Origin of the sequence: Marinobacterium jannaschii DSM 6295 (assembly GCF_000620085.1) — a bacterium.
Classification (GTDB): Bacteria; Pseudomonadota; Gammaproteobacteria; order Pseudomonadales; family Balneatricaceae; genus Pontibacterium; species Pontibacterium jannaschii.
Genome location: NZ_KK211068.1, coordinates 39,389 through 63,175, shown reverse-complemented (window position 1 = coordinate 63,175; position 23,787 = coordinate 39,389). Strand labels below are relative to the sequence as shown.

Annotated in this window: 20 protein-coding genes and 1 pseudogene; 13 read left to right on the top strand and 8 right to left on the bottom strand. The window is 54.6% G+C overall.

Going from position 1 to position 23,787, the window contains the following annotated elements:
- Positions 1-9 precede the first annotated feature (9 nt).
- Positions 10-3,909, top strand: a complete 3,900-nt coding sequence (gene purL, locus Q354_RS0122000) for a phosphoribosylformylglycinamidine synthase (RefSeq protein ID WP_027859500.1) — start codon at positions 10-12, stop codon at positions 3,907-3,909.
- Between the two features lie 102 nt (positions 3,910-4,011).
- Here the strand turns inward: purL and Q354_RS0121995 are convergent, their stop codons facing one another.
- The 5 genes from Q354_RS0121995 to Q354_RS0121975 form a co-directional block, all read right to left on the bottom strand.
- On the bottom strand, positions 4,012-4,368 hold the full coding sequence (locus Q354_RS0121995) for a rhodanese-like domain-containing protein (RefSeq protein WP_027859499.1): 357 nt from the start codon (positions 4,366-4,368) through the stop codon (positions 4,012-4,014).
- Positions 4,365-4,748, bottom strand: coding sequence for a DsrE family protein (locus Q354_RS0121990; RefSeq protein WP_245601113.1), 384 nt, complete (start codon positions 4,746-4,748; stop codon positions 4,365-4,367). Before Q354_RS0121990 ends, Q354_RS0121995 begins: the two co-directional genes overlap by 4 nt.
- A 112-nt stretch (positions 4,749-4,860) precedes the next feature.
- Entirely contained in the window at positions 4,861-5,532 is a 672-nt protein-coding gene (locus Q354_RS0121985) for an OmpA family protein (protein ID WP_027859497.1), read from the bottom strand.
- A gap of 139 nt (positions 5,533-5,671) precedes the next feature.
- Positions 5,672-5,971 carry a YciI family protein gene (locus Q354_RS0121980; protein WP_027859496.1) on the bottom strand — a complete coding sequence of 100 codons (300 nt, stop codon included), beginning with the start codon at positions 5,969-5,971 and terminating at the stop codon, positions 5,672-5,674.
- A 16-nt stretch (positions 5,972-5,987) separates the two neighbouring features.
- Positions 5,988-6,536, bottom strand: a complete 549-nt coding sequence (locus tag Q354_RS0121975) for a septation protein A (protein ID WP_027859495.1) — start codon at positions 6,534-6,536, stop codon at positions 5,988-5,990.
- Between the two features lie 70 nt (positions 6,537-6,606).
- On the opposite strand from Q354_RS0121975, the gene Q354_RS0121970 reads away from it, so the two are divergent.
- The 4 genes from Q354_RS0121970 (at position 6,607) to rluB (ending at position 10,127) form a co-directional block, all read left to right on the top strand.
- Positions 6,607-7,464: a PHP domain-containing protein gene (locus Q354_RS0121970; protein WP_027859494.1), complete on the top strand. Its 858-nt coding sequence runs from the start codon at positions 6,607-6,609 to the stop codon at positions 7,462-7,464.
- 511 nt (positions 7,465-7,975) lie between these two features.
- On the top strand, positions 7,976-8,596 hold the full coding sequence (locus Q354_RS0121960) for an L-threonylcarbamoyladenylate synthase (protein ID WP_027859493.1): 621 nt from the start codon (positions 7,976-7,978) through the stop codon (positions 8,594-8,596).
- A 152-nt stretch (positions 8,597-8,748) separates the two neighbouring features.
- A complete protein-coding gene (locus Q354_RS0121955; RefSeq protein ID WP_027859492.1) occupies positions 8,749-9,138 on the top strand; it encodes an H-NS histone family protein in 390 nt (129 codons plus the stop codon).
- A gap of 116 nt (positions 9,139-9,254) precedes the next feature.
- Positions 9,255-10,127 (top strand): 23S rRNA pseudouridine(2605) synthase RluB, encoded by an 873-nt coding sequence (rluB, locus tag Q354_RS0121950; RefSeq protein WP_027859491.1) that lies wholly within the window; start codon positions 9,255-9,257, stop codon positions 10,125-10,127.
- A gap of 68 nt (positions 10,128-10,195) precedes the next feature.
- On the opposite strand, the gene Q354_RS0121945 is transcribed toward rluB, so the two are convergent.
- The 3 genes from Q354_RS0121945 to ubiG are packed head-to-tail and all read right to left on the bottom strand — an operon-like array spanning position 10,196 to position 12,371.
- Positions 10,196-10,936, bottom strand: coding sequence for a YciK family oxidoreductase (locus Q354_RS0121945; protein WP_027859490.1), 741 nt, complete (start codon positions 10,934-10,936; stop codon positions 10,196-10,198).
- 32 nt (positions 10,937-10,968) lie between these two features.
- Positions 10,969-11,646: an HAD family hydrolase gene (locus Q354_RS0121940; protein ID WP_027859489.1), complete on the bottom strand. Its 678-nt coding sequence runs from the start codon at positions 11,644-11,646 to the stop codon at positions 10,969-10,971.
- 5 nt (positions 11,647-11,651) lie between these two features.
- Positions 11,652-12,371, bottom strand: coding sequence for a bifunctional 2-polyprenyl-6-hydroxyphenol methylase/3-demethylubiquinol 3-O-methyltransferase UbiG (gene ubiG, locus Q354_RS0121935; protein ID WP_027859488.1), 720 nt, complete (start codon positions 12,369-12,371; stop codon positions 11,652-11,654).
- A gap of 277 nt (positions 12,372-12,648) precedes the next feature.
- Here ubiG and gyrA point away from each other — a divergent pair, with 277 nt between their 5' ends.
- The 8 genes and pseudogenes from gyrA to ihfB all read left to right on the top strand — a co-directional run bounded on the left by gyrA (position 12,649) and on the right by ihfB (position 23,749).
- The gene (gene gyrA / locus Q354_RS0121930; protein ID WP_027859487.1) at positions 12,649-15,282 is read left to right on the top strand and encodes a DNA gyrase subunit A; all 2,634 of its coding nucleotides are present in this window, start codon (positions 12,649-12,651) and stop codon (positions 15,280-15,282) included.
- 113 nt (positions 15,283-15,395) lie between these two features.
- The gene (gene serC / locus Q354_RS0121925; RefSeq protein WP_027859486.1) at positions 15,396-16,478 is read left to right on the top strand and encodes a 3-phosphoserine/phosphohydroxythreonine transaminase; all 1,083 of its coding nucleotides are present in this window, start codon (positions 15,396-15,398) and stop codon (positions 16,476-16,478) included.
- A 13-nt stretch (positions 16,479-16,491) separates the two neighbouring features.
- On the top strand, positions 16,492-17,577 hold the full coding sequence (gene pheA, locus Q354_RS0121920; RefSeq protein ID WP_027859485.1) for a prephenate dehydratase: 1,086 nt from the start codon (positions 16,492-16,494) through the stop codon (positions 17,575-17,577).
- A 13-nt stretch (positions 17,578-17,590) separates the two neighbouring features.
- Entirely contained in the window at positions 17,591-18,688 is a 1,098-nt protein-coding gene (hisC, locus tag Q354_RS0121915) for a histidinol-phosphate transaminase (protein WP_027859484.1), read from the top strand.
- Positions 18,689-18,690: 2 nt separating this feature from the next.
- Positions 18,691-20,904, top strand: a complete 2,214-nt coding sequence (locus Q354_RS0121910) for a bifunctional prephenate dehydrogenase/3-phosphoshikimate 1-carboxyvinyltransferase (RefSeq protein WP_027859483.1) — start codon at positions 18,691-18,693, stop codon at positions 20,902-20,904.
- Positions 20,904-21,593: a (d)CMP kinase gene (gene cmk, locus Q354_RS0121905; RefSeq protein WP_027859482.1), complete on the top strand. Its 690-nt coding sequence runs from the start codon at positions 20,904-20,906 to the stop codon at positions 21,591-21,593. The genes Q354_RS0121910 and cmk overlap by 1 nt, the downstream gene beginning before the upstream one ends.
- Before the next feature lie 29 nt (positions 21,594-21,622).
- Positions 21,623-23,305, top strand: a pseudogene (gene rpsA / locus Q354_RS0121900) (30S ribosomal protein S1); the annotation flags it as partial.
- A gap of 159 nt (positions 23,306-23,464) precedes the next feature.
- On the top strand, positions 23,465-23,749 hold the full coding sequence (gene ihfB / locus Q354_RS0121895) for an integration host factor subunit beta (protein ID WP_027859480.1): 285 nt from the start codon (positions 23,465-23,467) through the stop codon (positions 23,747-23,749).
- Positions 23,750-23,787 lie beyond the last annotated feature (38 nt).

Sequence of the window (23,787 nt, the reverse complement as noted above, 5' to 3'; positions counted from 1 at the left end):
GTGAAAAACATGCTTGCACTGCGTGGAGCCCCCGCTCTCTCTGCTTTCCGTCACGATAAGCTGTTGTCCGTTCTTCAGTCTAAAGTTCCTGCCGTTACCGGCCTGTACGGTGAATTTATGCACTTTGCTGAGCAGGAACAGGCATTGTCTGCAGATGAGCTGGCCGTGCTGGACCGTATTCTGCGATATGGCCCCAAAGCGGATAAAGTTGAAGCGCCTGAAGGCCAGCTGTTTCTGGTTGTGCCTCGTCTGGGAACGATCTCGCCATGGTCTTCCAAAGCGACAGATATCGCCCATAACTGTGGCCTGAATGCTGTGAAGCGCCTGGAGCGCGGTATCGCTTACTACGTGACCGGCGATCTGAATCAGGCTGAACAGGCGCAGGTAGAAGCAATCCTGCATGACCGTATGGTAGAAGCTGTGCTATCGGAGATGGATCAGGCTCAGGGACTGTTCCGTAATGAAGAGCCGAAGCCGCTGACAACTGTCGATGTGCTGGCAGGGGGCCGTCCGGCACTGGAGGCTGCCAACGTAGAGCTGGGACTGGCGCTGGCAGAGGACGAGATCGATTATCTGGTTAATGCCTTCCAGGAGCTGGGACGTAACCCGACTGATGTTGAGCTGATGATGTTCGCACAGGCGAACTCAGAGCATTGCCGTCATAAGATCTTTAATGCTTCATGGGATATCGATGGCGAAGCGCAGGATAAGTCCCTGTTCGCCATGATCCGCAATACCAACGAGATGGGCGGCGAGAACATCCTTTCTGCTTACTCTGACAACGCTGCTGTGATGAATGGTTCCACAGCCGGGCGTTTCTTCCCGAAACCGGATGGCAAAGAGTACAGCTACAATCAGGAAGAGATCGCTATCCTGATGAAGGTGGAAACCCATAACCACCCGACGGCTATTGCGCCTCACTCCGGTGCGGCGACCGGTTCCGGTGGTGAGATCCGCGACGAAGGCGCGACCGGTAAAGGCTCCAAGCCAAAGGCAGGCCTGACCGGTTTTACCGTTTCTGACCTGAATATCCCGGGCTTCGAACAGCCATGGGAAAGTCAGTATGGCAAGCCTGAGCGTATCGTCTCCGCACTGGATATCATGATCGAAGGCCCGATCGGTGGCGCTGCGTTCAACAATGAATTTGGTCGTCCGGCCCTGAACGGTTACTTCCGTACCTTCGAACAGAAGGTGAACGGCGCAGCCGGTGAAGAGGTGCGTGGTTACCACAAGCCGATCATGATCGCTGGTGGCTTCGGTAATATCCGTACCGAGCATGTTGATAAGGGCGAGATCCCTGTGGGTGCCAAGCTGATCTGTCTGGGTGGCCCTGCGATGCAGATCGGCCTGGGTGGCGGTGCGGCTTCCTCCATGTCTTCCGGTACTTCTTCTGCCGATCTGGATTTTGCTTCCGTACAGCGTGATAACCCGGAACTGGAGCGTCGCTGTCAGGAAGTGATCGACCAGTGCTGGCAGCAGGGTGATGAGAACCCGATAGCCTTTATCCATGATGTGGGCGCCGGTGGTCTGTCCAACGCTTTCCCTGAGCTGGTCAAAGACGGCGGCCGCGGCGGTAACTTCGAGCTGCGTAATGTCAACAACGATGAGCCGGGTATGAGCCCGCTGGCGATCTGGTGTAACGAAGCGCAGGAGCGCTACGTGATGGCAGTTGAGCCAAAAGACCTGGCCCGCTTTGAAGCGATCTGTGCCCGCGAACGCTGCCCATACGCTATCGTCGGTGAAGCGACCGATGAACATCACCTGACCCTGGGCGATACCCACTTCGAGAACAAGCCGGTTGATCTGCCAATGAGCGTGCTGTTCGGCAAGCCGCCGAAGATGCATCGCCGTGTTGAGCGTAAGACCTACGAAGTGCCTGCCTTTGATGCCAGCAACATCGATCTGGAAGAAGCCGCTGAGCGCGTAATGAAGCTGCCTGCAGTAGCGTCCAAGTCTTTCCTGATTACCATCGGTGACCGCTCCATTACCGGCATGGTTGCCCGCGATCAGATGGTTGGCCCGTGGCAGGTACCGGTGGCGGATTGTGCCGTGACCACCGCCGCTTACGACACCAACGCAGGTGAGGCGATGGCGATGGGTGAGCGCACCCCGCTGGCGCTGGTTGATTCCCCAGCCTCGGGCCGGATGGCGATCGGTGAAACCGTGACCAACCTGGCCGGTGCCCGTATCGAAGATATCGTGAATATCAAGCTGTCCGCTAACTGGATGTGTGCCGCTGGCCACCCGGGCGAAGATGAAAAACTGTACGACACCGTGAAAGCGGTGGGTATGGAGCTGTGTCCGCAGCTGGGCATTACTATCCCGGTTGGTAAGGACTCTATGTCCATGCGTACCGTGTGGAACGATGAGGGTGAAGACAAGTCGGTGACGGCGCCGATGTCGCTGGTGATCACCGGTTTTGCACCGGTGCTGGATGCGCGTAAGACACTGACTCCGCAGCTGCGTACCGATCAGGGCGAGACCGACCTGATCCTGCTGGATCTGGGTAACGGTAACAACCGTCTGGGTCTGTCTGCACTGGCCCAGGTATTCAGCCAGGTCGGTCAGGAAGTACCTGATGTCGATCAGCCTGAACTGCTGGTTGCCTTCTTCCAGGCGATGCAGGAACTGAACGAACAGGGGCTGCTGCTGGCCTATCATGACCGCTCTGACGGTGGTCTGTTCGCCACGGTAGCCGAAATGGCGTTTGCCGGTCGTACCGGTGTGGATATCAACCTGGATATGCTGGCTGTCGATAGCAGCGAGCTGGCTGCAGCGCTCTTCGCTGAGGAACTGGGTGGTGTCATTCAGGTGAAGCGTGGTGACCTCGAAACCGTTCTGACCGAGCTGAACGCTGCCGGTCTGGGCGAGATCGCCAAGGTGATCGGTACCCTGAATGACGACGATACGCTGAATGTTCACTTCGACGAAGAAGAGATCTACAACGAGAGCCGTGTTCAGCTGCAGCGCTGGTGGGCAGAAACTTCCTATCAGATGCAGTCGCTGCGTGACAACTCTGACTGTGCTCAGCAGGAGTTTGATAGCCTGCTGGATAAGGAAGATCCGGGCCTGAGCGCTGACCTGAGCTTCGATGTCAATGAAGATGTCGCAGCACCGTTTATCAGCACCGGTGTTCGCCCGCAGATGGCGGTTATCCGTGAACAGGGTGTCAATGGCCATATCGAAATGGCGGCCGCTTTTGATCGCGCCGGTTTCGCTGCAGTTGACGTGCACATGAGCGATATCCTGGAAGGCCGGGTATCACTGGATCAGTTTAAGGGTCTGGTCGCCTGCGGTGGCTTCTCCTACGGTGATGTACTGGGAGCCGGTGAGGGCTGGGCCAAGTCGATCCTGTTTAACAGCCGTGCCCGCGACCAGTTCCAGGCGTTCTTCAATCGTGAAGACAGCTTCGCACTGGGCGTATGTAATGGCTGTCAGATGCTGTCCAACCTGCATGAGCTGATTCCGGGTGCAGAGCTGTGGCCTCATTTTGTACGCAACGCTTCTGAGCAGTTTGAAGCACGTGTGGCGATGGTTGAGGTTCAGGAAACGGATTCTATCCTGCTGCAGGGTATGCAGGGTTCCCGTATGCCGATCGCCATTGCCCATGGCGAGGGACGTGCGGAATTCCGGGATGATGCACACCTGGCAGGCCTGCAGGGTGCCGGTAGCGTAGCGCTGCGCTATGTCGATAACCGCGGTCAGGTGACTGAGGCTTATCCGGCGAACCCGAATGGCTCGCCTGTGGGTATCTCTGGTGTGACCGCTGCCGACGGCCGTGTCACTATCATGATGCCGCACCCTGAACGTGTATTCCGCGCTGTCACTAACAGCTGGGCGCCGGAAGCCTGGGCTGAAGATGGTGCCTGGATGCGCATGTTCCGTAACGCCCGCGTCTTTACCGGCTAAGCGGTTGAAGCAGAGCAGTTAAATAAAAACGGCAGCCATATGGCTGCCGTTTTTTTATCTGCTGCAGGCTCTGCAGTACCCTTTCCAGCATATCAAGGCTGTTTACCGGCTTCTCTCCGTCGGGAGTCCCAGTCGCCACCACCTGAGCATCCCTCCCTTCAGTTCGTAGGCCTCAATGCCTGCTTCACGCAGCTTGCGCACTGCCGGTGTGCTGCGGTGAGCGCTAAGGCAGATGCAAAGGACAGGCTTCCTGGTCCGGGGCTGGAACAATGCTGCATTGATGCTGAAACGGTGTAGGGGCAGGTTATGACTGCCGGCGATATGGCTCTGGCGCCACTCTGTACCGGTGCGAACATCGACAATCAGGTATTGCTGTAACTGTGCTGGTGACAGTGATGCAGGGTCTAGCTGGGGGACTTTGCCGAATGGCAGCCACTGAAGCCAGTGTTTTATATTCATGGCCGTACGTAGATATAGCCACGTTGCTGCAGGTCAACAATGGCTGGCAGCCCGGCTTCTACGACATCTGAGGCCTCTACGTCGTACAGATCTGTGTATTCGATCCGGTATCCTTTCAGGGTGTTGCCACATACCAATAGCTCAGCGCCCTGAAGCCGGAGGTTGTCCAGTCGGGACTGCTTTGCCTCGTCGGTGCGGGCCTGTGTCAGATACTCGATCGCTTTGCCGTGCACCACAACTTTGATATCAACGCCATCCTCGCCTAATGCGGCCAGGTGGTTATCGATATTGCTGAAGGTTTCGGCAATGCGCGAAGGGTCGGCATAGTTGATGTGGTAAACGACTTTCTGGAAGGCGTATTCGGCAGCCTGCGCAGTCATAAGTGGCTGGGTGCTTAGCAGCAGGAGCAACAGAAGGCGGCTGTATGCCAGGAGTGATTTCATAGCTATAAAATAAAGGGCTGCAGATGCAGCCCTTGTCTTTGTCAGTATATTACTGCTGAACGCGCTTAACGCCGTTGATCACAACCTCTACGCGACGGTTGGAAGCCAGGCATTTTTTCAGCTGTTCACCACTGCCGCTGCAGGTGGTTGCAGGTGCATTTTCACCACGGAAGCCGGTGCTGATTTTGCCTGGTGCAACACCGGCATCTTCCAGCAGTTCGGTTACGGAGCGCATGCGACGCTCGGACAGCTTGATGTTGTACTCGCTGGCACCCAGGCGGTCAGCGTGGCCAACCAGGCGAATCTGCTCGAGATTGTCCAGGCTGCTCAGGTAGTTCACGATCTCATCAATCTGGTTAACTTCTGCGCTGTCGAAGCCGAAGTAGACAATGTGGCTCTGCTGTACCGGCATATCGACGAATTTAGGCGCTGGCGCTGGTGCAGGTACCGGAGCAGGTGCTGGCTGTACCTTAACAACAGGCTTAGGAGCGGGTGCCGGGGCTGGCTTTGGCTGAGGCTTCTGGTAGCCGTCGCAGCCTTCTACTGCGTTCTGGACAGAGCTCTCAGTCCAGGTGCCTACACGCCAGCACTCACCGAAGCCGGTGCGGACAATATTCTCGTTGGAGTCAGTAGCATAGCCAGCATGGTTTGGGTGAGCCTGAACGCCTGCAGCCAGGCCGATAGCCAGGGCAAGGCCGGTTGCTTTTGCCAATAGTTTCATGGTCGAGTTCCTTTTCATGTGAATAAGGGAGTTAAAGGCTGCCTTTGGAGTCATCCGAAAAGATCACCGATCTCTTAGTGGGTGACGGGCATTTTCTTAAGGGCCTTTAGATCATCTTTGCTTCCCTGTACGACTATGATCAGGGCAGGACTTTCTTATACGGCTTTACTGTTACTTCTTTATAGACGCCGGCAGCTACATAGGGATCTGCATCTGCCCATGCAGTTGCTGTGTCCAGGGAATCAAACTCTGCAACGACAAGGCTGCCACTGAATCCGGCTTCACCAGGATCTTCCGAATCGATTGCCGGATGAGGGCCGGCGATCAGAAGGCGTCCCTCTTCGGCCAGCTGTTTAAGGCGGGCCAGATGATCCGGACGCGCCTTGAGGCGTGCTTCCAGGCTGTTCTCAAAGTCCTGAGCGATAATAGCGTAGTACACGGCAATCTCCTGTTACTTAGTCGTTGCTTTCTTCTGTGCTCTGAATATGGCGGGACAGATAAACTCCCTGGCCTATGATAAAGACCAGCGTGAGTCCGAGCATGCCGAACAGCTTAAAGTTAACCCAGGTTTCTTCGCTGAAGTTGAAGGCAACAAACAGGTTGATCACGCCCAGCGCTACGAAAAAAATTACCCAGGCGACGTTCAGCTTGCGCCAGGCGATCTGGGGCAGGGTAATGCTGCTGTCCATCAGGCGTTGCACGATCGTCTTTTCACCGATGAATTGACTGCCGAGAAAGGCTGCGGCAAACAGCCAGTTTACAATAGTTGGCTTCCACTGGATAAAGGTTTTGTCATTAAACAGCACGGTAGCGCCACCCAGTAGAATCACCAGCACCAGTGTTACCAGTTGCATCTTTTCTATACGGTGGGAGCGAAACCAGGTGTAACCGATCTGCAGCAGGGTAGCCGGGATCAGCACCGCCGTTGCCAGGATGATGTCACCGCTGGTTTTGTAGACTGCAAAGAAAATGATGACAGGCAGAAAATCGAGTAAGAGTTTCATGTTTGCTCGTTTAGCAGGAGAATGGGGCAAGTATAAAGTTCAGTAGCCAAGTTATAAATAGTGAAGGCGTATGGTTTTTCCAAGATATGATTTACATTGCCACTCAACGGCTTCGGATGGTGCCCTGGCGCCGGAAGCATTATTGAGTCGCGCCCTGGATTGCGGCATCGAAGTGCTGGCGTTAACCGACCACGATTCGGTATCCGGAACCCGCGAGTTGCTGGCGCAGCAGGTGGATGACGATACGATTCGGATCATCACCGGGACTGAATTAAGCTGCCTGTGGAATGGGCGCATGGTGCATATCGTTGGCCTGGGCGTGGATATCACGGATTCCGCGTTACAGAGTTATCTTGCAGAGATTGATGATTTACGTCAGCAGCGTGCCCGGCGCATCAGTGAGCGCCTGGTGAAACAGGGGTTACCGGATATCTGGCAGGAGGCACAGAAACTGGCTGCGGGCGGATCAATCGGCCGGCCTCATTTTGCCAGGGCGCTAGTGGCCGCCGGGGCGGTAAAAAATGAGAATCAGGTTTTTAAGCGCTATCTTGGTACCGGCAAGCCTGCTGATGTAAAAATGCAGTGGCCGGAAATGTCCGCTGCAATAAATGTTATCAGGGATAGCGGTGGTATAGCGGTACTCGCCCATCCGACAAAATATGATATGACATTTACCAAACTGAGACTTTTAATGTCCGCGTTTGCTGAGCAGGGAGGCCAGGCAATCGAGGTTTCATATCCGGGTGTATCACCGGATCACCGCCGTGAGCTGGAAAAATACGCCAGTGAAAACGGGCTGATGGTTTCTGCGGGCAGTGACTTTCATTCACCTTCTTATAACTGGACCGAGCTGGGGCGCTATCCGGCCGTACGCTCTGAATCGAATCACGTGTTGATACCTTTATTGGGGCTGGCGGCGAGCGAATAAAGCGCTAAGTCGCTGCCTTTCTCTCGCTGCTTTCGATAGCCGTCAGATTTTGCCGGAGCAATTAAGTTCCCGGCGGGTGCCTGATTTTTCAGATCTCCCTCCTTTTTGTCAGTCAATCTTCTGATGCCGCCTACTTATTACCCTGGTTTTTCGTCGCCGGGGCGGGCTTCAAAAGCCTGCTGAGTTTGATCTGGCTGCATTCTGCAGAAGGCCTGGACTGGAAAATAATACTGATAGCCGCTAGGTCTTTTGAGTTAAAACTGTAAATATGTGTTGCGAATTTGATACAGTTTTAGGGAAATGACCCGTGCCTAGGGCTGCATGACTCCGATACCGGCATCTGTGGTGCCGCTTATAATGACACCCTGACTGCTTCCGCAAGAGGCCTGTAACAGGCGGGAGTCTTTGCTGAAGCAGGTATTCGATAATAGCTGCAGAGGTATCATGCTGCTTCTGGTCACGATAATCAGCAGAATCAATATTGCTTTGATGCGGATAAAGAGGAAAACAGGTGAGTCAGTTTTTTCAGATACATCCGGATAATCCGCAGGCGCGCCTGATCAGCCAGGCTGTGGAGATCCTTAATGCCGGTGGCGTGATTGTCTATCCGACCGACTGTGCCTATGCCATAGGTTGCCACTTAGGTGATAAAAGGGCACTGGACAGGATTAAACGCCTGCGTAAGCTCACAGATAAGCATAACTTTACTCTGGTATGCCGTGACCTCAGTGAAATAAGCACCTACGCCAAGGTTGATAACCAGCGTTACCGTTTTCTGAAAGCGCATACGCCGGGAGCCTATACATTTATCCTGCAGGCGACCAGTGAAGTTCCCCGCCGCCTGTTGCACCCAAAACGCAGAACGATCGGAATCAGGATACCGGACAATAAAATTGTCCAGGCGCTGACAGATGTTCTGGGTGAGCCGATTATGAGTACTTCTCTTATTCTCCCGGGAGATGACGAGCCTTTAACTGATCCATATGATATTCGTCAGACGCTGCAGCATGAAGTCGATCTGGTGATTGATGGCGGCTACTGTGGTCATGAGGCAACCTCTGTAATTAATCTGATAGACGAGGCGCCTCAGGTTATTAGGGAAGGGGCCGGTAATGTTTCTGATTTGATTTGAATTTAATTAATTTAAAAGTGTGATACTATCCACCGGAATTGATCTTAAACAGATCTGGTGTAAAGGGAATTTACGGTTTTTATTTGGCATTTGAGGCTGCTTATCCTATAAAGATAAATAGTCCCTCAACTGATTATTTGGTGAACATCAAGATGTCTGATTTTGTAAAGACGCTTACCCGCAAGAACTCACTGCGTAAACAGTGTCAGACGCTTTCTTTGGCTGAGCTGGAAAAAGTAATCGGCGACCTTACTGAGATCGTTGATGAAAAGCGTGCTGAAGAAGAAGCGCGTGAAGCTGCTGAGCAGGAGAAAGTTTCCAAAATCGAGGAAATCCGTCTATCCATGCTTGAGGCTGGTATTAATATGGATGACCTCGTGGGTTCTGCAGAGCTGACTCCGCGTAAAAAGGTACAACCAAAATACCGTATCGTTGACGATGAAGGTGAAACGCACGAGTGGTCCGGCCGCGGTCGTACCCCCGTTGCTTTCCAGCAGTTCTTCGCTAAAGGTAATTCTAAAGAGGATTGCCTGATTAAGTAATCGGCATCGCTTTAGGGTATGATAGAAAAGCTCTCCGGGTTAAGCACCCGGGGAGCTTTTTGTTTTCTGTCCCGGTGGCAGTATATTAGCTTTCAATGATTAATGAGGCGTCGGAAATGGCTGGTGAAAAGCTGCATAAAGTTTTGGCGCGCTCCGGATTTGGCTCACGTCGTGAGATGGAGCGTTGGATAGAAGCGGGACGGATCTCGCTGAATGGTAGTGTGGCTACGTTGGGGGATCGGGTGACTGCAGCAGATGCAGTGCAGGTCGATGGTTCCGAAGCGAAGCTGGTGTTTGAAAAAGAAGCCCCGCGTCGGGTGCTGATCTATAACAAGCCTGTGGGTGAGATCTGTACCCGTCATGATCCGGAAGGCCGGCCGACGGTATTTGACCATCTGCCCCCGCTGAAGGATGGACGCTGGATTACGGTTGGCCGCCTGGATATCAATACCTCCGGCTTGCTGATCTTCACGACTGACGGTGAGCTGGCGAATGCGATGATGCATCCTTCGGCACAGATTGACCGTGAGTATGCGGTGCGCGTATTGGGTAATGTAGACGATACTATGCTGAAGCGCCTGACCGAAGGTGTGCTGCTGGAAGACGGCATGGCGCGCTTTACCGACGTTCAGTTCTTTGACGGTGAAGGCGCCAATAAGTGGTTCCATTGCGTGGTGATGGAAGGCCGTAATCGCGAAGTACGTCGTCTGTGGGAGTCTCAGGAGGTTCAGGTGAGCCGCTTGAAGCGTGTTCGTTTCGGGCCGCTGTTCCTGCCAAGCGAGGTGCGCGCGGGAACCTGGAAAGAGTTGCCGGTTAAGGAAGTTGAAGGACTGGCGAAGACCCTGGATCTGAAGCCGAAACGCGCTCCTAAGATCTCTGTCGAGGAGAAGAGCAGTATGCAGCGTCGCTTCAAGCGGCAGCGTGCACGTCGCGAGGAAGAGGTAAATGCCAAGCCTCGTCGTCGCGGTAAGGTTCGTATCGTCGACTGATTGCCTATGGCTTTACAGGCGCATAAAAAACCATCCTTCGGGATGGTTTTTTATGGACGGGGAGCTGTTTACTGAGCGTTCAGTGACTGCCCATTACAGTCCTTGCTGTCGGCACCCATCAGATACAGATAAACCGGCATGATATCCTGTGGGGTTGGCAGTGTGGCCGGATCTTCTCCAGGGTAGGCGGTTGCACGCATCTGGGTGCGGGTTGCGCCCGGGTTGATGCAGTTAACCCGGATGTTGCTGGTGTTATCCAGCTCGTCTGCCAGGGTCTCCATCATGCCTTCGGTGGCGAACTTGGAGACTGCATAGGCTCCCCAGTATGCCCGCCCTTTGCGCCCGACACCTGAGGAGGTGAAAATGACAGAAGCGTCTTCAGCATTGTTCAGCAGAGGCAATAGCGCCTGTGTCAGCATAAAAGGCGCGGTTACATTGACCTGCATGACCTGATTCCAGATAACCGGATCGTAGCTTTCCAGGGGCGTACGCACACCGAGCAGACTGGCGTTGTGGAGAATGCCATCGAGTTGGTCAAACTCCTGGCTCAGGGTGTTCGCCAGTTCGATATAGTCGTGCTCCGTTGCGCTTTCCAGATTCAGCGGGACGATTGCCGGCTGTGGATAACCTTTGGCTTCAATCTCGTCGTAGACATGATCCAGTTTTTCCGGTGTGCGGCCGAGAAGGATCACAGTGGCACCCTGAGCGGCATAGTTGATCGCCGCAACCCGACCAATTCCGTCACCTGCGCCGGTGACAAGAATGACTCGATTCTTGAGGTGTTGTTCCGGGGCTTGGTAGTCGAACATAATTTCAGCATTCCTTCGGTATTCTGAGGGCATTAGCTCAGAGTATACAGCGATTGTAGTAATGGCTGTATATCGCCAGACTGATGCACGATATGGTCGGCACCCCAGTCTTCAGCACAATCCGAGCGGTCGATATAGCCATAGCCGGCGGCGATTGTTGTCATACCCGCACGCTTCCCGCATTCGATATCACGCAGGTGGTCGCCCACGTAGACACAGTTTTCCGGATTAAGTTTCAATGCCTCAGTGGCAATCAGCAGAGACTCCGGATCGGGTTTTCTGTTGCGAACGTGATCAGGGCAGATGGTGGCGGCACTGCGTTTGTCCAGCTGCAGCTGTTGCAGCAGCGGGAGGGTAAAGCGGGCGGGCTTATTGGTCGCAATACCCCAGGGGCGTTGCTTGCTCTCCAGCCAGCCAAGCAGTCCTTCAATGCCCGGATAGAGCCGGGTATCGACCGCCAGCTGGTCACTGTAGATATCCAGCATACGCAGCCGCAGGGGCTCATAACGCGGATCGTCCATGGCGATGCCGTATGCGGCGCAGACCATGGCGCCGGCGCCATTGGAAACCTGCTCACGCATCAGTTCCATTGTGACCGGAGCCAGCTGATCCTGTTGCCGCATCAGGTTGACCACCCGATGAAAGTCGGGCGCCGTATCCAGCAAGGTGCCGTCGAGATCGAAGAACACTGCCTCTAACTGACGAATCATCAGGCTTAGTCCGGTTTGCGGGTGGCGATCATATAATTGACGTCGACATCGCGCGGGTTGAGGCTGTAGGTCTTGGTCAACGGGTTGTAGACCATGCCGGTGATATCGCTGCTTTGCAGGCCGGCTTCACGGATCCAGCCGCCGAGTTCAGACGGGCGTATAAACTTATTGAAGTCGTGGGTGCCCTGAGGGACCAGCTTGAGGAGCTTTTCTGCACCGACAATCGCAAACAGATAGCTTTTCGGATTGCGGTTCAGGGTGGAGAAAAACAGGTGGCCGCCGGGTTTGGCCAGCCGGGCGCAGGCATTGATAATAGAGGCCGGGTCAGGCACGTGTTCCAGCATCTCCATGCAGGTGACGACATCGAATGATTCCGGCTGCTCATCGGCCAGCTCTTCGACGGTGACCTGGCGATAATTAACCGATACACCGCTTTCAAGGCCATGCAGTTTGGCCACTTTCAGAGGGGCTTCGCCCATGTCGATGCCGCTGACAGTCGCACCGCGCTGAGCCATGGACTCAGACAGGATACCGCCACCACAGCCCACATCCAGAACGGTTTTCCCCGCCAGGTGAGCGATGCGGTCTATATAGCCCACTCGTAGCGGATTAATGTCATGCAGCGGCTTGAATTCGCTGTTGCGATCCCACCATTTATTGGCGAGTTCTTCAAACTTGGCTATTTCCTGGGGATCGATGTTCAGGGTTCGGGCGTGGTCTGTCATATCATTATCAACTTGTTCGCTTTGAATCGGCAGTTTACCACCCGTACCCGGCTTAAAACAGCGCTGGTCCTGCGGAGGGCTCTGAGGCTGCTCAGGAATGCAGGCAGCTGTTTTCGATGCCCTTGTAAGGGGGCTTGCCGAGCTCTCTGCAGAAGGCGGCTGAGCGCCCTAAGACCTTCATTTAGCAGGCTTACCCGAAGCTGTAATGTGATATACTCGCCCGGTTATGATTGTGCGGCGTCTTCCCGCCGTAGAAAAGCTGACCGAAGGAAAGCGAATGGGTGATCTAGCTAAAGAGATTTTGCCAGTTAACATCGAGGATGAGCTGAAGCAATCCTACCTTGATTACGCGATGAGCGTCATCGTAGGCAGGGCATTGCCGGATGTTCGTGATGGACTGAAACCGGTGCATCGTCGCGTTTTGTTCGCGATGAATGAACTGGGTAATGACTGGAACAAACCATATAAAAAATCTGCCCGTGTCGTAGGGGATGTAATCGGTAAATACCACCCACACGGTGACAGTGCTGTTTATGACACTATTGTCCGGATGGCGCAGGATTTTTCCATGCGCTACACCCTGGTAGATGGACAGGGTAACTTCGGTTCGGTAGATGGCGACTCCGCTGCAGCCATGCGATACACCGAAATTCGCATGGAGAAAATCTCCCATGAGATGTTGGCAGACCTGGAGAAAGAGACCGTTGATTTCGTAGATAACTACGATGGTACGGAAAAGATTCCAGAAGTCCTGCCGACCCGGGTGCCTAACCTGCTGGTGAATGGATCCTCTGGTATCGCGGTAGGTATGGCAACCAATATCCCGCCTCATAACCTGAGCGAAGTGGTGAAGGGTTGTATCGCGCTGATCGATAATCAGGAGCTGACGGTTGATGAACTGATGCAGTTTATCCCGGGGCCTGACTTTCCGACCGGCGGTATTATCAACGGCCGCGCAGGTATCCTGCAGGCCTATCGCACGGGGCGCGGCCGTATCTATGTGCGTGCCCGTCACCATGTCGAAGAGAACGAAAAGAACGGTAAAGCCTCTCTGGTTATTACCGAGATACCTTATCAGCTCAACAAAGCTCGCCTGATTGAGAAAATCGCCGAGCTGGTTAAAGAGAAGAAGATCGAAGGTATCACTGAGCTGCGTGACGAGTCTGATAAAGACGGTATGCGTATTGTGATCGAACTGCGTCGCGGCGAAGTTCCGGACGTGGTGATCAACAATCTGTTTGCCCACACGCAGATGGAAAGTGTGTTTGGTATCAACGTCGTGGCGCTGGTCGATGGTCAGCCGCGGATCCTGGATCTCAAGTCGATGCTTGAGAACTTTATCCGTCACCGCCGTGAAGTTGTTACCCGCCGAACTGTCTACGAGCTGCGTAAGGCGCGTGAACGTGGCCATATCCTGGAAGGTCTGGCAATCGCTCTGGCGAATATCGATCCGGTGATCGAGGCCATCAAGTCTTCACCAACACCTGCTGAGGCTAAAGAGCGCCTGATCAATACGCCTTGGGCTGCGGGTGATGTACTGGATATGCTGGAGCGGGCGGGTGAAACCGCTTGCCGTCCGGAAGAGCTGGAACCTGAATACGGCCTGCACGATGGTTTCTACCATCTGTCTCCGGTTCAGGCTCAGGCTATCCTGGATCTGCGTCTGCACCGCCTTACCGGTCTGGAACATGAGAAGCTGATTGCCGAGTATAAAGAGCTGCTGGAGCGTATTGCCGAGCTGCTGGAGATTCTGGGCTCTCACCAGCGTCTGATGGAAGTGATTCGTGAGGAACTGGACGCGATTCTGGAAGAGTATGGCGATGAGCGTCGCACCGAAATTATCGCTTCACGCCAGGACCTGACCGTTGCCGACCTGATCACTGAAGAGGATATGGTGGTTACCATCTCTCATCAGGGGTACGCCAAGACCCAGCCTGTCGATGACTATCAGGCGCAGCGTCGTGGCGGTAAAGGCCGTTCTGCGACGGCGATGAAAGAGGAAGATTTCATCGAGCATCTGCTGGTCGCAAATACCCACGATACGATTCTCTGCTTTACCAGCCGCGGTAAGGTTTACTGGCTGAAGGTATTTGAGATTCCGCCGGCCAGCCGTGCCGCGCGCGGTCGTCCTATCGTTAATATTCTGCCACTGGAAGAGGATGAGCGTATTACCACCATCCTGCCGGTGAATGAGTATGCGGAAGACAAGTATGTCTTCATGGCCACGGCATCCGGTACGGTGAAGAAAACAGCGCTGACCAATTTCTCCCGCCCACGCTCTAATGGCCTGATTGCGGTTGAACTGGTTGAAGGCGATCAGCTGATTGGCGCTGCTATTACCGATGGCTCCGACGATATCATGCTGATTACCAGCGCCGGTAAAGCGATGCGCTTTAACGAAGATGATGTCCGTCCAATGGGCCGCACCGCACGCGGTGTACGCGGTATCCGGATGCCAGATGATATCCGGGTTATCTCGCTGATCATTCCACAGGAGGGGGGCAGTATCCTGACCGCCTCGGAGAATGGTTACGGTAAGAAAACAGCGATTGACGACTTCCCTGTGAAGGGCCGTGGTGGTCAGGGTGTTATCGGCCAGCAGTGCACCGAGCGTAACGGCGAACTTGCCGGCGCGGTTCAGGTATTCTGCACCGATGACGTGATGCTGATCAGTAACCGCGGCACACTGGTGCGAACCCGGACCAGCGAGATCTCTGAACTCGGACGTAATACCCAGGGCGTGACCCTGATCCGTGTAGCCGAAGGCGAACAGCTGGTTGGCCTGGCCCGCATCGAAGAACCCGAAGAGGTTGAAGGCGAGCCGGAAGCTCAGCAGGAGGGTGGCGAACAGGCACCGTCTGAAGAGCATGCTGCACAACAGAAAGATGAACCGGAAACGGACGGCGAGTAACGTTGTAAGTGCGGCCTGGTGCCGCACTTTTCGTCTCTGAACCCTGCCGTCCGCAGCCTTTGCCGCAGCCGGACGGTTGATAGCCTTGCATTGCAGAATTAGAAAACTGAATTATGACACGTCTATACAATTTCAGCGCCGGGCCTGCCGGCCTGCCGGATGCTGTGCTGGAACAGGCACAGGCCGAAATCCTCGACTGGCACGGAAAAGGCCTCTCCATTATGGAGATGAGCCATCGCAGTAAGGAGTTTGTCTCCGTCGCCGAACAGGCCGAACAGGATCTGCGTGACCTGATGCAGATCCCTGACAACTACAAAGTGCTGTTCCTTCAGGGCGGTGCCACCTCTCAGTTCTCTATGGTTCCGATGAACCTGCTGGGAGATAAAACCTCGATCGACCTGATCAATACCGGTATCTGGTCGAAGAAAGCCCTTAAAGAAGCGCAGCGCTATTGCAGCGTCAATGTTGCAGCTTCGGCAGAAGCCAACGGCTTCACCGCAGCGCCGACTCAGGAAGAGCTGCAGCTCAATCCCGGGGCGGCCTATGTGCATTACACGCCGAATGAGACTATCGGCGGTGTAGAGTTTCCGTATATCCCGGTAACCGGAGAGGTGCCACTGGTGGCAGATTACTCCTCTTCCATCCTGTCCGCTCCGCTGGATGTCAGCCGCTTTGGCCTGATCTATGCCGGGGCACAGAAGAATATCGGCCCTGCCGGACTGACGCTGGTGATCGTGCGTGAGGACCTGCTGGGTAAGGCGATGGCATCTACCCCATCGATGTTTGACTACAAGGTACATGCGGACGCCGACTCGATGACCAATACGCCACCGACGTTTGGCTGGTATCTGGCCGGTCTGGTGTTTAAGTGGCTGAAAGCGCAGGGTGGCGTTGAAGCGATTGACCGTATCAATCAGCGTAAGGCCGACAAGCTGTATGGCTTTATCGATGGAAGCGGCTTCTATGCCAACCCGGTAGCTCCGGCCTGTCGCTCGCGCATGAATGTACCTTTTACCCTGGCGGATGCGTCGCTGGATAGCCTGTTCCTCGAGCAGGCAGAAGCCGCTGGCCTGCTGAACCTGAAAGGTCATCGCTCGGTGGGCGGTATGCGAGCCAGCATTTACAACGCAGTGACCGAACAGGCAGTTGATGCACTGATCGCCTTTATGCGTGAATTTGAACAGAAAAACGGCTAAGAAGTAGAACGGTATGAGTGAGCAGGAAAAGGAGCTCAGAGTCCTTCGTGATCAGATCGATACGATCGACAAAAAGATTCATGAGCTGCTCAACGAACGTGCACGCTGTGCGCAAAACGTTGCAGAAGTTAAGCTGAAATATCAGGGAACCCAGGATGCGGTGTTCTACCGTCCGGAGCGCGAGGCACAGGTGCTGCGCCGGGTGATGGACCGTAATACCGGACCACTGGAGGGCCATGAAGTTGCCCGCCTGTTTCGTGAGATTATGTCAGTCTGCCTGGCGTTGGAAGAACCCATGCGGGTGGCCTTTCTCGGCCCGGAGGGAACATTCACGCAACAGGCTGCGCAGAAACACTTTGGTAACTCGGTTTGCAGTGTGCCGCTTCAGTCGCTGGACGAAGTATTCCGTGAGGTACAGTCCGGCGCTGCTCACTATGGCGTTGTTCCGATTGAAAACTCCGCCGAGGGGATGATCAACCATACACTGGATCTGTTCCGGCGCTTTGATCTGAGGATTGTCGGAGAGGTCGAGCTACGGGCGCACCAGCATCTGCTGACACTGGATGAAGACTCTGTGGTCAGCCGAATCTATGCGCCACAGCAGTCCTTTGCCCAGTGCAGGGCCTGGCTGGAATTACATTACCCGCAGGCGGAAAAAATTGCTGTGGGATCCAACCTTGAAGCCGCGCGACGGGTTGCCGAAGGTGGTCATGACTGTGCCGCTATTGCCAGCGATGTGAACGCCGACCGCTTCCAGCTCTATATTTCCGCTACCAATATAGAAGATGAGCCGGAAAGCAGTACCCGTTTCCTGGTGATCGGTGATCAGGAAGTGGGACCTAGTGGCTCTGATAAGACGTCTATTCTGATCTCTGCCCATAACAGTCCGGGTGCGCTGTATAAATTGCTGGAGCCGTTTAACCGCCAGCAGATCAGCCTGACCCGGATCGAGACCCGGCCAGCAGGGCAGGGACACCTGTTCTATCTCGACTTTGAGGGACATTACAGTGATCCGGTCATTGCTGCCGTATTGCGTGAGCTGGAAAGTGGCAGTGTGGAACTGAAACTGCTGGGGTCTTACCCCGGCGCGGTCCTATAACAGGTGTCCTGCGATGAGTTGTGATTTTACCCGTCTCGCCGTGCCCGGTGTGCGCGCCCTGCAACCCTATCAGCCGGGTAAGCCGGTGGAGGAGCTGGAGCGTGAGCTGGGCCTGAGCAATATCGTTAAGCTTGCCAGCAATGAAAATCCGCTGGGGCTGGGGCCGCGAGTGAAGGCGGCTATCGCTGAGTCGCTGGGTGATGGCAGCCGCTACCCTGATGCCAGCGGTTTTCAACTGAAGCATGCATTGCAGCGCCGCTTTGGCATATGGCCTGAGCAGATCACCCTGGGCAACGGCTCGAATGATGTGCTGGAGCTGATTGCCCGCACCTTTCTGCAGCCCGGCGATGAAGTGGTTTATTCCCGTTACGCCTTTGTGGTTTATCCACTGCTGACCCAGGCCTGTGGTGCCCGTGCGGTGGTGACCGAGGCGAAGGATTGGGGGCATGACCTGGAGGCAATGCGCCAGGCCATTACCGATGCGACCCGACTGGTATTTATTGCCAACCCGAACAACCCGACCGGAACCTGGCTGAAGGAATCGGCGCTGCGTGACTTTCTCCGGCAGGTGCCGGAACAGGTGCTGGTGGTGCTGGATGAGGCCTATACCGAGTATGTCGATGATGCCGCGTTTCCGGATGGGCTGGCCCTGCAGGCCGAATTCCCTAACCTGATTGTGACGCGCACTTTTTCCAAGGCCTATGGCCTGGCTGCGCTCCGGGTCGGCTATGCCCTTGCATCTGCGCAGATTACCGACCTGCTCAACCGGGTACGCCAGCCGTTTAATGTTAACGCTTTGGCGCAGGCTGCCGCCTGCGCGGCGCTGGACGATTCCGACTACCTGGCTGAAACCGTAACGCTGAATCGCAGCGGTATGGAGCAGCTGACCCAGGGCCTGAGCCGGTTAGGTATCGGTTATATTCCGTCTGTGGCTAATTTCGTGACGGCGGATATGGGGCGGCCGGCAGCACCGGTCTATGAAGCGATGCTGAGACAGGGGGTGATCGTCCGTCCGCTGGCAAACTACGGTATGCCGGATCATCTCCGTATCAGTATCGGGCTGGAAGCGGAAAATCAACGTTGTCTCGATCTCCTGCAGAAGGTGCTGTGACTGTGAGTTTTAATGCTGAACAGGTTTTGATTATAGGTCTCGGGCTTATTGGCGGCTCTCTGGCGAAAGCGCTTAAAGGCGGTCATTTCTGTCGCACGGTTTATGGTTATGACCGGGACCCGGATGAAATGGCCAAGGCGGTGACGATGCAGGTGATCGATGCCGCAGCTATTGAGCTGGAAAGCGCCGTACGGGCAGCGGATGTCGTTGTGCTGGCGGTCCCGGTAAAGGTCATGGAGCAGGTGCTGGAGCAGATTGCCCCCTGGGTTCGGGATGAGACCCTGATTACGGATGTGGGTAGTACCAAAGCCAACCTGGTCGATGCGGCGCAGAGGATTTTCGGTCGTTTGCCGGAAAACTTCGTACCGGGCCATCCCATCGCCGGATCGGAAAAGAGCGGTGTCGAGGCGGCGGATGCCTCCCTGTTTGAACGCCATAAGGTGATACTCACCCCGGGTGCTGAAACCTCGGCGCTGGCAACGCGTAGTATTGCCCGGATGTGGCAGAGTACCGGTGCCGAAGTATTGCAGATGGAAGTAGGGCGTCATGATGAGGTTTTAGCCGCAACCAGTCATCTGCCCCATCTGCTGGCCTTTTCTCTGGTTGATACCCTTGCAAAGGATGAGGAAAATAGAGATATCTTCCGTTATGCAGCCGGAGGCTTTCGTGACTTTACCCGGATTGCTGCCAGCGACCCGACAATGTGGCACGATGTGTCTGTTGCAAACCGTGATGCAATCCTGAGCCAGTTGGATCGTTATGTAGAAGGCCTCGCAGTATTGCGTCAAGCGATAGCCGAAAGTGAAAGTCAGACAATGCTCGGTATATTCACCCGTGCCAAAGCGGCACGCGAGCATTTTTCCCGAATATTAACTAGTACCTCGTATTCACAAAACATGAACAATAACAATGTAGTATTCCGTGCGCTTCCCGGTGGTTCAGTCAGTGGAAGCATTCGTGTACCGGGCGATAAGTCGATTTCTCACCGCTCCATTATGCTGGGTTCGCTGGCCGATGGTATTACCGAAGTCACCGGTTTCCTCGAAGGAGAAGACAGTCTGGCGACCCTGCAGGCGTTCCGTGATATGGGTGTGGTGATTGAAGGTCCTCATCAGGGCGAAGTGAAGATCTATGGCGTCGGTCTCCATGGTCTGCAGGCACCTCCGGGACCTCTGTATGTTGGCAACTCTGGCACCTCGATTCGATTGCTGTCCGGTCTGCTGGCTGCCCAGGCATTTGATACCGAGTTAAGCGGTGATGAGTCGCTTTCCAAACGTCCTATGGAACGTGTTGCCAAGCCGTTGCGGGCAATGGGGGCGGTGATCGAAAGTGCTGAGGGCGGTCGCCCGCCACTGAAGATCAAAGGTGGTCAGCGCCTGAAGGGGATCGACTATGACATGCCGATGGCCAGTGCCCAGGTTAAGTCCTGTCTGATGCTGGCGGGTTTGTATGCCGAAGGTGATACCTCGGTTTCAGAGCCGGCACCGACCCGTGACCATACCGAGCGAATGCTGAAAGGGTTTGGCTATGATGTCGAGCAGCAAGGTAACAAGGTTACGGTGCGCAGTGGCGGTACGCTGAAGGCCGGGGCTATTGATGTGCCTGCCGATATCTCATCAGCGACTTTCTTCCTGGTCGCCGCGGCAATTACTCCGGGCTCGGATCTGACGCTGGAGCATGTCGGAATTAACCCGACACGCATCGGTATTATCAATATCCTGCGCCTGATGGGTACCGATCTTGAATTACTGAATGAGCGTGAAGTCGGCGGCGAGCCGGTTGCTGATATCCGCGTGCGTTATGCGCCGCTGAAGGGGATTCAGGTTCCCGAAGATCAGGTACCGCTGGCGATTGATGAGTTTCCTGCACTGTTTATAGCAGCCGCCTGTGCCGAGGGTGAAACCGTTGTGACCGGCGCTGAAGAGCTGCGGGTTAAGGAAAGTGATCGTATACAGTCGATGGTTGATGGCCTGAAAGCACTGGGGGCCGATATCGAAGGTACACCGGATGGCGCAATCATCCGTGGTGGTCGCCTGCAGGGCGGAGAAGTGTTCAGTCATGGCGATCACCGTATTGCCATGTCCTTTGCAGTCGCCTCTCTGTGCGCTGAAGGGGAGATAAAAATTAATGACTGTGCCAATGTTGCGACCTCGTTCCCGGGGTTTATCGAGCTGGCACAGCAGGTTGGAATTAAAGTTGTGAAGGAGGAGGACTGATGTCCGAAGCAACAGTGCCGGTCATTACCGTTGACGGTCCCAGTGGTTCCGGTAAAGGCACTATCTGTCGGTTGCTGGCTAAAGAGCTTGGCTGGCATCTGCTGGACAGCGGTGCACTGTACCGGCTATCTGCGCTGGCTGCCCGTCATCACGGTGTCGCACTGGATGATGAGGAAGCGCTGGTCGTACTGGCCGCTCACCTGGATGTTCAGTTTGTCGCCCGGGATGGCGAAGATGATGTGCAGATTATTCTCGAAGGGGAAGAGGTCACGGATGCAATCAGGGCTGAGGAAATCGGTAATGAGGCCTCGGTTGTGGCTGCGATTCCCGCTGTACGGGAAGCGTTGCTGGAGCGTCAGCGGGCGTTCGCTGAGAAGCCCGGGCTGATTGCAGACGGTCGCGATATGGGAACCGTCGTATTCCCTGATGCACCGCTTAAAATCTACCTTGATGCGAGCGCGGAAGAGCGTGCTGACAGGCGCTATAAGCAGTTGATTAACAAGGGGGTGGGTGCTAGTCTTCAGGCTATATTAGAGGATATTCAAGCACGCGATGCGCGGGATATGAACCGCAAAGTAGCTCCTTTGAAGCCTGCTGAAGATGCCACTCGTCTGGATACGACAACCATGAGCATTGATCAGGTTCTGGCCGCAGTGCTCGATGAGGCTCGTCATAAAGGCCTTCGTTAAATTCTGGGAATGCACGTGAGGATAATACGGTTATGAGTGAGAGTTTTGCTGATCTTTTCGAAGAGAGCCTGAAGGACCTTGAGATGGCACCGGGTGCTATCGTGACCGGTATTGTGGTGGCTATCGAAAGTGATTTTGTCGTTGTCCATGCAGGACTCAAATCTGAAGGTGTTATCCCCCGTGCACAGTTTAACGATGACAATGGCGAGTTGACCATTGCTGTCGGTGATGAGGTACAGGTCGCGCTTGAAACTGTCGAAGATGGTTATGGCGCAACCCAGCTGTCACGCGAGAAGGCGAAACGGGCCGAAGCCTGGAAAGAACTCGAAAAAGCCTTTGAGAATGAAGACGTTGTCAGTGGCCGGATTACCGGTAAGGTGCGTGGTGGCTTCACCGTTATGGTGAATACCATCAGCGCTTTCCTGCCGGGTTCTCTGGTCGATGTAAGACCGATGCGCGATACCAGTCACCTGGAAAATCAGGACCTGGAATTCAAGCTGGTTAAGCTGGATGCCAAGCGCAATAACATCGTGGTTTCCCGCCGTGCAGTGCTGGAAGCAGCATACAGCGAAGAGCGTGAGAAGCTGCTGGCTAACCTGGACGAGGGCGCAGTTATTAAAGGTCTGGTTAAGAACCTGACCGACTACGGTGCCTTCATCGATCTGGGTGGCCTTGATGGCCTGCTGCATATCACCGATATCGCCTGGAAGCGAGTTAAGCACCCAAGTGAGCTGCTGAAAATCGGTGATGAGATAAATGTTAAGGTGCTGCGCTTTGACCGCGAGAAGGGGCGTGTATCCCTGGGTCTGAAGCAGTTGAGTGATGATCCATGGACAACACTCAAAGCGAACTACAGCAATGGTTCACGCGTTAAGGCCCGGGTCACTAATCTGACCGACTATGGCTGTTTTGCTGAGATCGACAGTGGTATCGAAGGCCTGGTGCATGTATCTGAAATGGACTGGACCAATAAGAACGTTCATCCGTCGAAAGTCGTGCAGATTGGCGAAGAGGTCGAGGTTATGATTCTCGATATCGATGAAGAACGTCGCCGTATCTCGCTCGGTATGAAACAGTGCCGTCAAAACCCTTGGGAAGCCTTTGCGTCTGAAAATAACAAGGGCGATAAGCTTAAGGGCGTGATCAAATCTATCACCGACTTTGGTGTGTTTATCGGCCTGGACGGCGGTATTGACGGCTTGGTTCACCTCTCCGACCTGTCCTGGAACGAGTCCGGTGACGATGCTGTGAAGAATTACAGTAAGGGGCAGGAAGTCGAAGCTGTAGTGCTCTCGATCGATCCGGAAAGAGAGCGTATCGCGTTGGGTATCAAACAGCTGGATAACGATCCGTTTTCCGATTTCCTTGGCCAGTATGGTAAAGGCAGCGTGATTAGCGGTGTTGTGGCGGAGCTGTCTGAAAAACAGGCAGAGATTACTTTGGCTGAAGGTATCACCGGTACGCTCAGGGCTGCTGATGCGGCGGTTGACCGTGTCGATGACCTGCATACGCTTTTCTCGGTAGGAGATGAGGTCGAAGCTGTAATTGCAAACCTTGATCGCCGCAACCGGGTAATCACACTGTCTGTTAAACAGCTGGAAAAACAACAGGAAGCACAGACGATGAAGTCTGTGAATCAGCAAACCACAGAGGTCTCCGGTCCGACTACAATCGGTGAGCTCATCAAACAGCAGATGAAGAAAGGTTCCTGAGCGAAGCTTTCATCGGGCGTAGATCACGTGGTTTAAGAGTGGCTCTGCGCTCTGCCAGCTGCAGATAAGCAGCTATATGGCCAGGGATGCTGTACTGCCCGGCAGACAATGCCATCTTCACAGATGGTATTGAATTGAGGTGCTAAAAGGGGGAAGGCGATGACCAAATCTGAGCTGATAGAGCGGCTGGTTGACCGACATGAACAGCTGTCGGTTAAGGATGTCGAGCTGGCGGTTAAAACAATGCTTGATCATATGACAGAAGCATTAGCGGCCGGAGATCGTATTGAGATTCGTGGCTTCGGCAGTTTCTCCCTTCACTACAGGGCCCCACGACAGGGGCGGAATCCAAAAACCGGCGAGTCAGTGTCACTGGCTGCCAAATACGTTCCACATTTCAAACCGGGTAAAGAGCTGCGAGAGCAGGTTAATCAAGAAGTATAATCTTCCTGTAAGCTCTTTGAATCCGTAAGAGGATATAT

Excerpts from the sequence above, each read along its gene's own strand:
- purL (WP_027859500.1), top strand. The coding sequence starts at position 10 with ATGCTTGCACTGCGTGGAGCCCCCGCTCTCTCTGCTTTCCGTCACGAT.
- Q354_RS0121995 (WP_027859499.1), bottom strand. The coding sequence starts at position 4,368 with ATGAATATAAAACACTGGCTTCAGTGGCTGCCATTCGGCAAAGTCCCC.
- Q354_RS0121990 (WP_245601113.1), bottom strand. The coding sequence starts at position 4,748 with ATGACTGCGCAGGCTGCCGAATACGCCTTCCAGAAAGTCGTTTACCAC.
- Q354_RS0121985 (WP_027859497.1), bottom strand. The coding sequence starts at position 5,532 with ATGAAACTATTGGCAAAAGCAACCGGCCTTGCCCTGGCTATCGGCCTG.
- Q354_RS0121975 (WP_027859495.1), bottom strand. The coding sequence starts at position 6,536 with ATGAAACTCTTACTCGATTTTCTGCCTGTCATCATTTTCTTTGCAGTC.
- Q354_RS0121970 (WP_027859494.1), top strand. The coding sequence starts at position 6,607 with ATGGTTTTTCCAAGATATGATTTACATTGCCACTCAACGGCTTCGGAT.
- Q354_RS0121955 (WP_027859492.1), top strand. The coding sequence starts at position 8,749 with ATGTCTGATTTTGTAAAGACGCTTACCCGCAAGAACTCACTGCGTAAA.
- rluB (WP_027859491.1), top strand. The coding sequence starts at position 9,255 with ATGGCTGGTGAAAAGCTGCATAAAGTTTTGGCGCGCTCCGGATTTGGC.
- Q354_RS0121945 (WP_027859490.1), bottom strand. The coding sequence starts at position 10,936 with ATGTTCGACTACCAAGCCCCGGAACAACACCTCAAGAATCGAGTCATT.
- Q354_RS0121940 (WP_027859489.1), bottom strand. The coding sequence starts at position 11,646 with ATGATTCGTCAGTTAGAGGCAGTGTTCTTCGATCTCGACGGCACCTTG.
- ubiG (WP_027859488.1), bottom strand. The coding sequence starts at position 12,371 with ATGACAGACCACGCCCGAACCCTGAACATCGATCCCCAGGAAATAGCC.
- gyrA (WP_027859487.1), top strand. The coding sequence starts at position 12,649 with ATGGGTGATCTAGCTAAAGAGATTTTGCCAGTTAACATCGAGGATGAG.
- serC (WP_027859486.1), top strand. The coding sequence starts at position 15,396 with ATGACACGTCTATACAATTTCAGCGCCGGGCCTGCCGGCCTGCCGGAT.
- pheA (WP_027859485.1), top strand. The coding sequence starts at position 16,492 with ATGAGTGAGCAGGAAAAGGAGCTCAGAGTCCTTCGTGATCAGATCGAT.
- hisC (WP_027859484.1), top strand. The coding sequence starts at position 17,591 with ATGAGTTGTGATTTTACCCGTCTCGCCGTGCCCGGTGTGCGCGCCCTG.
- cmk (WP_027859482.1), top strand. The coding sequence starts at position 20,904 with ATGTCCGAAGCAACAGTGCCGGTCATTACCGTTGACGGTCCCAGTGGT.
- ihfB (WP_027859480.1), top strand. The coding sequence starts at position 23,465 with ATGACCAAATCTGAGCTGATAGAGCGGCTGGTTGACCGACATGAACAG.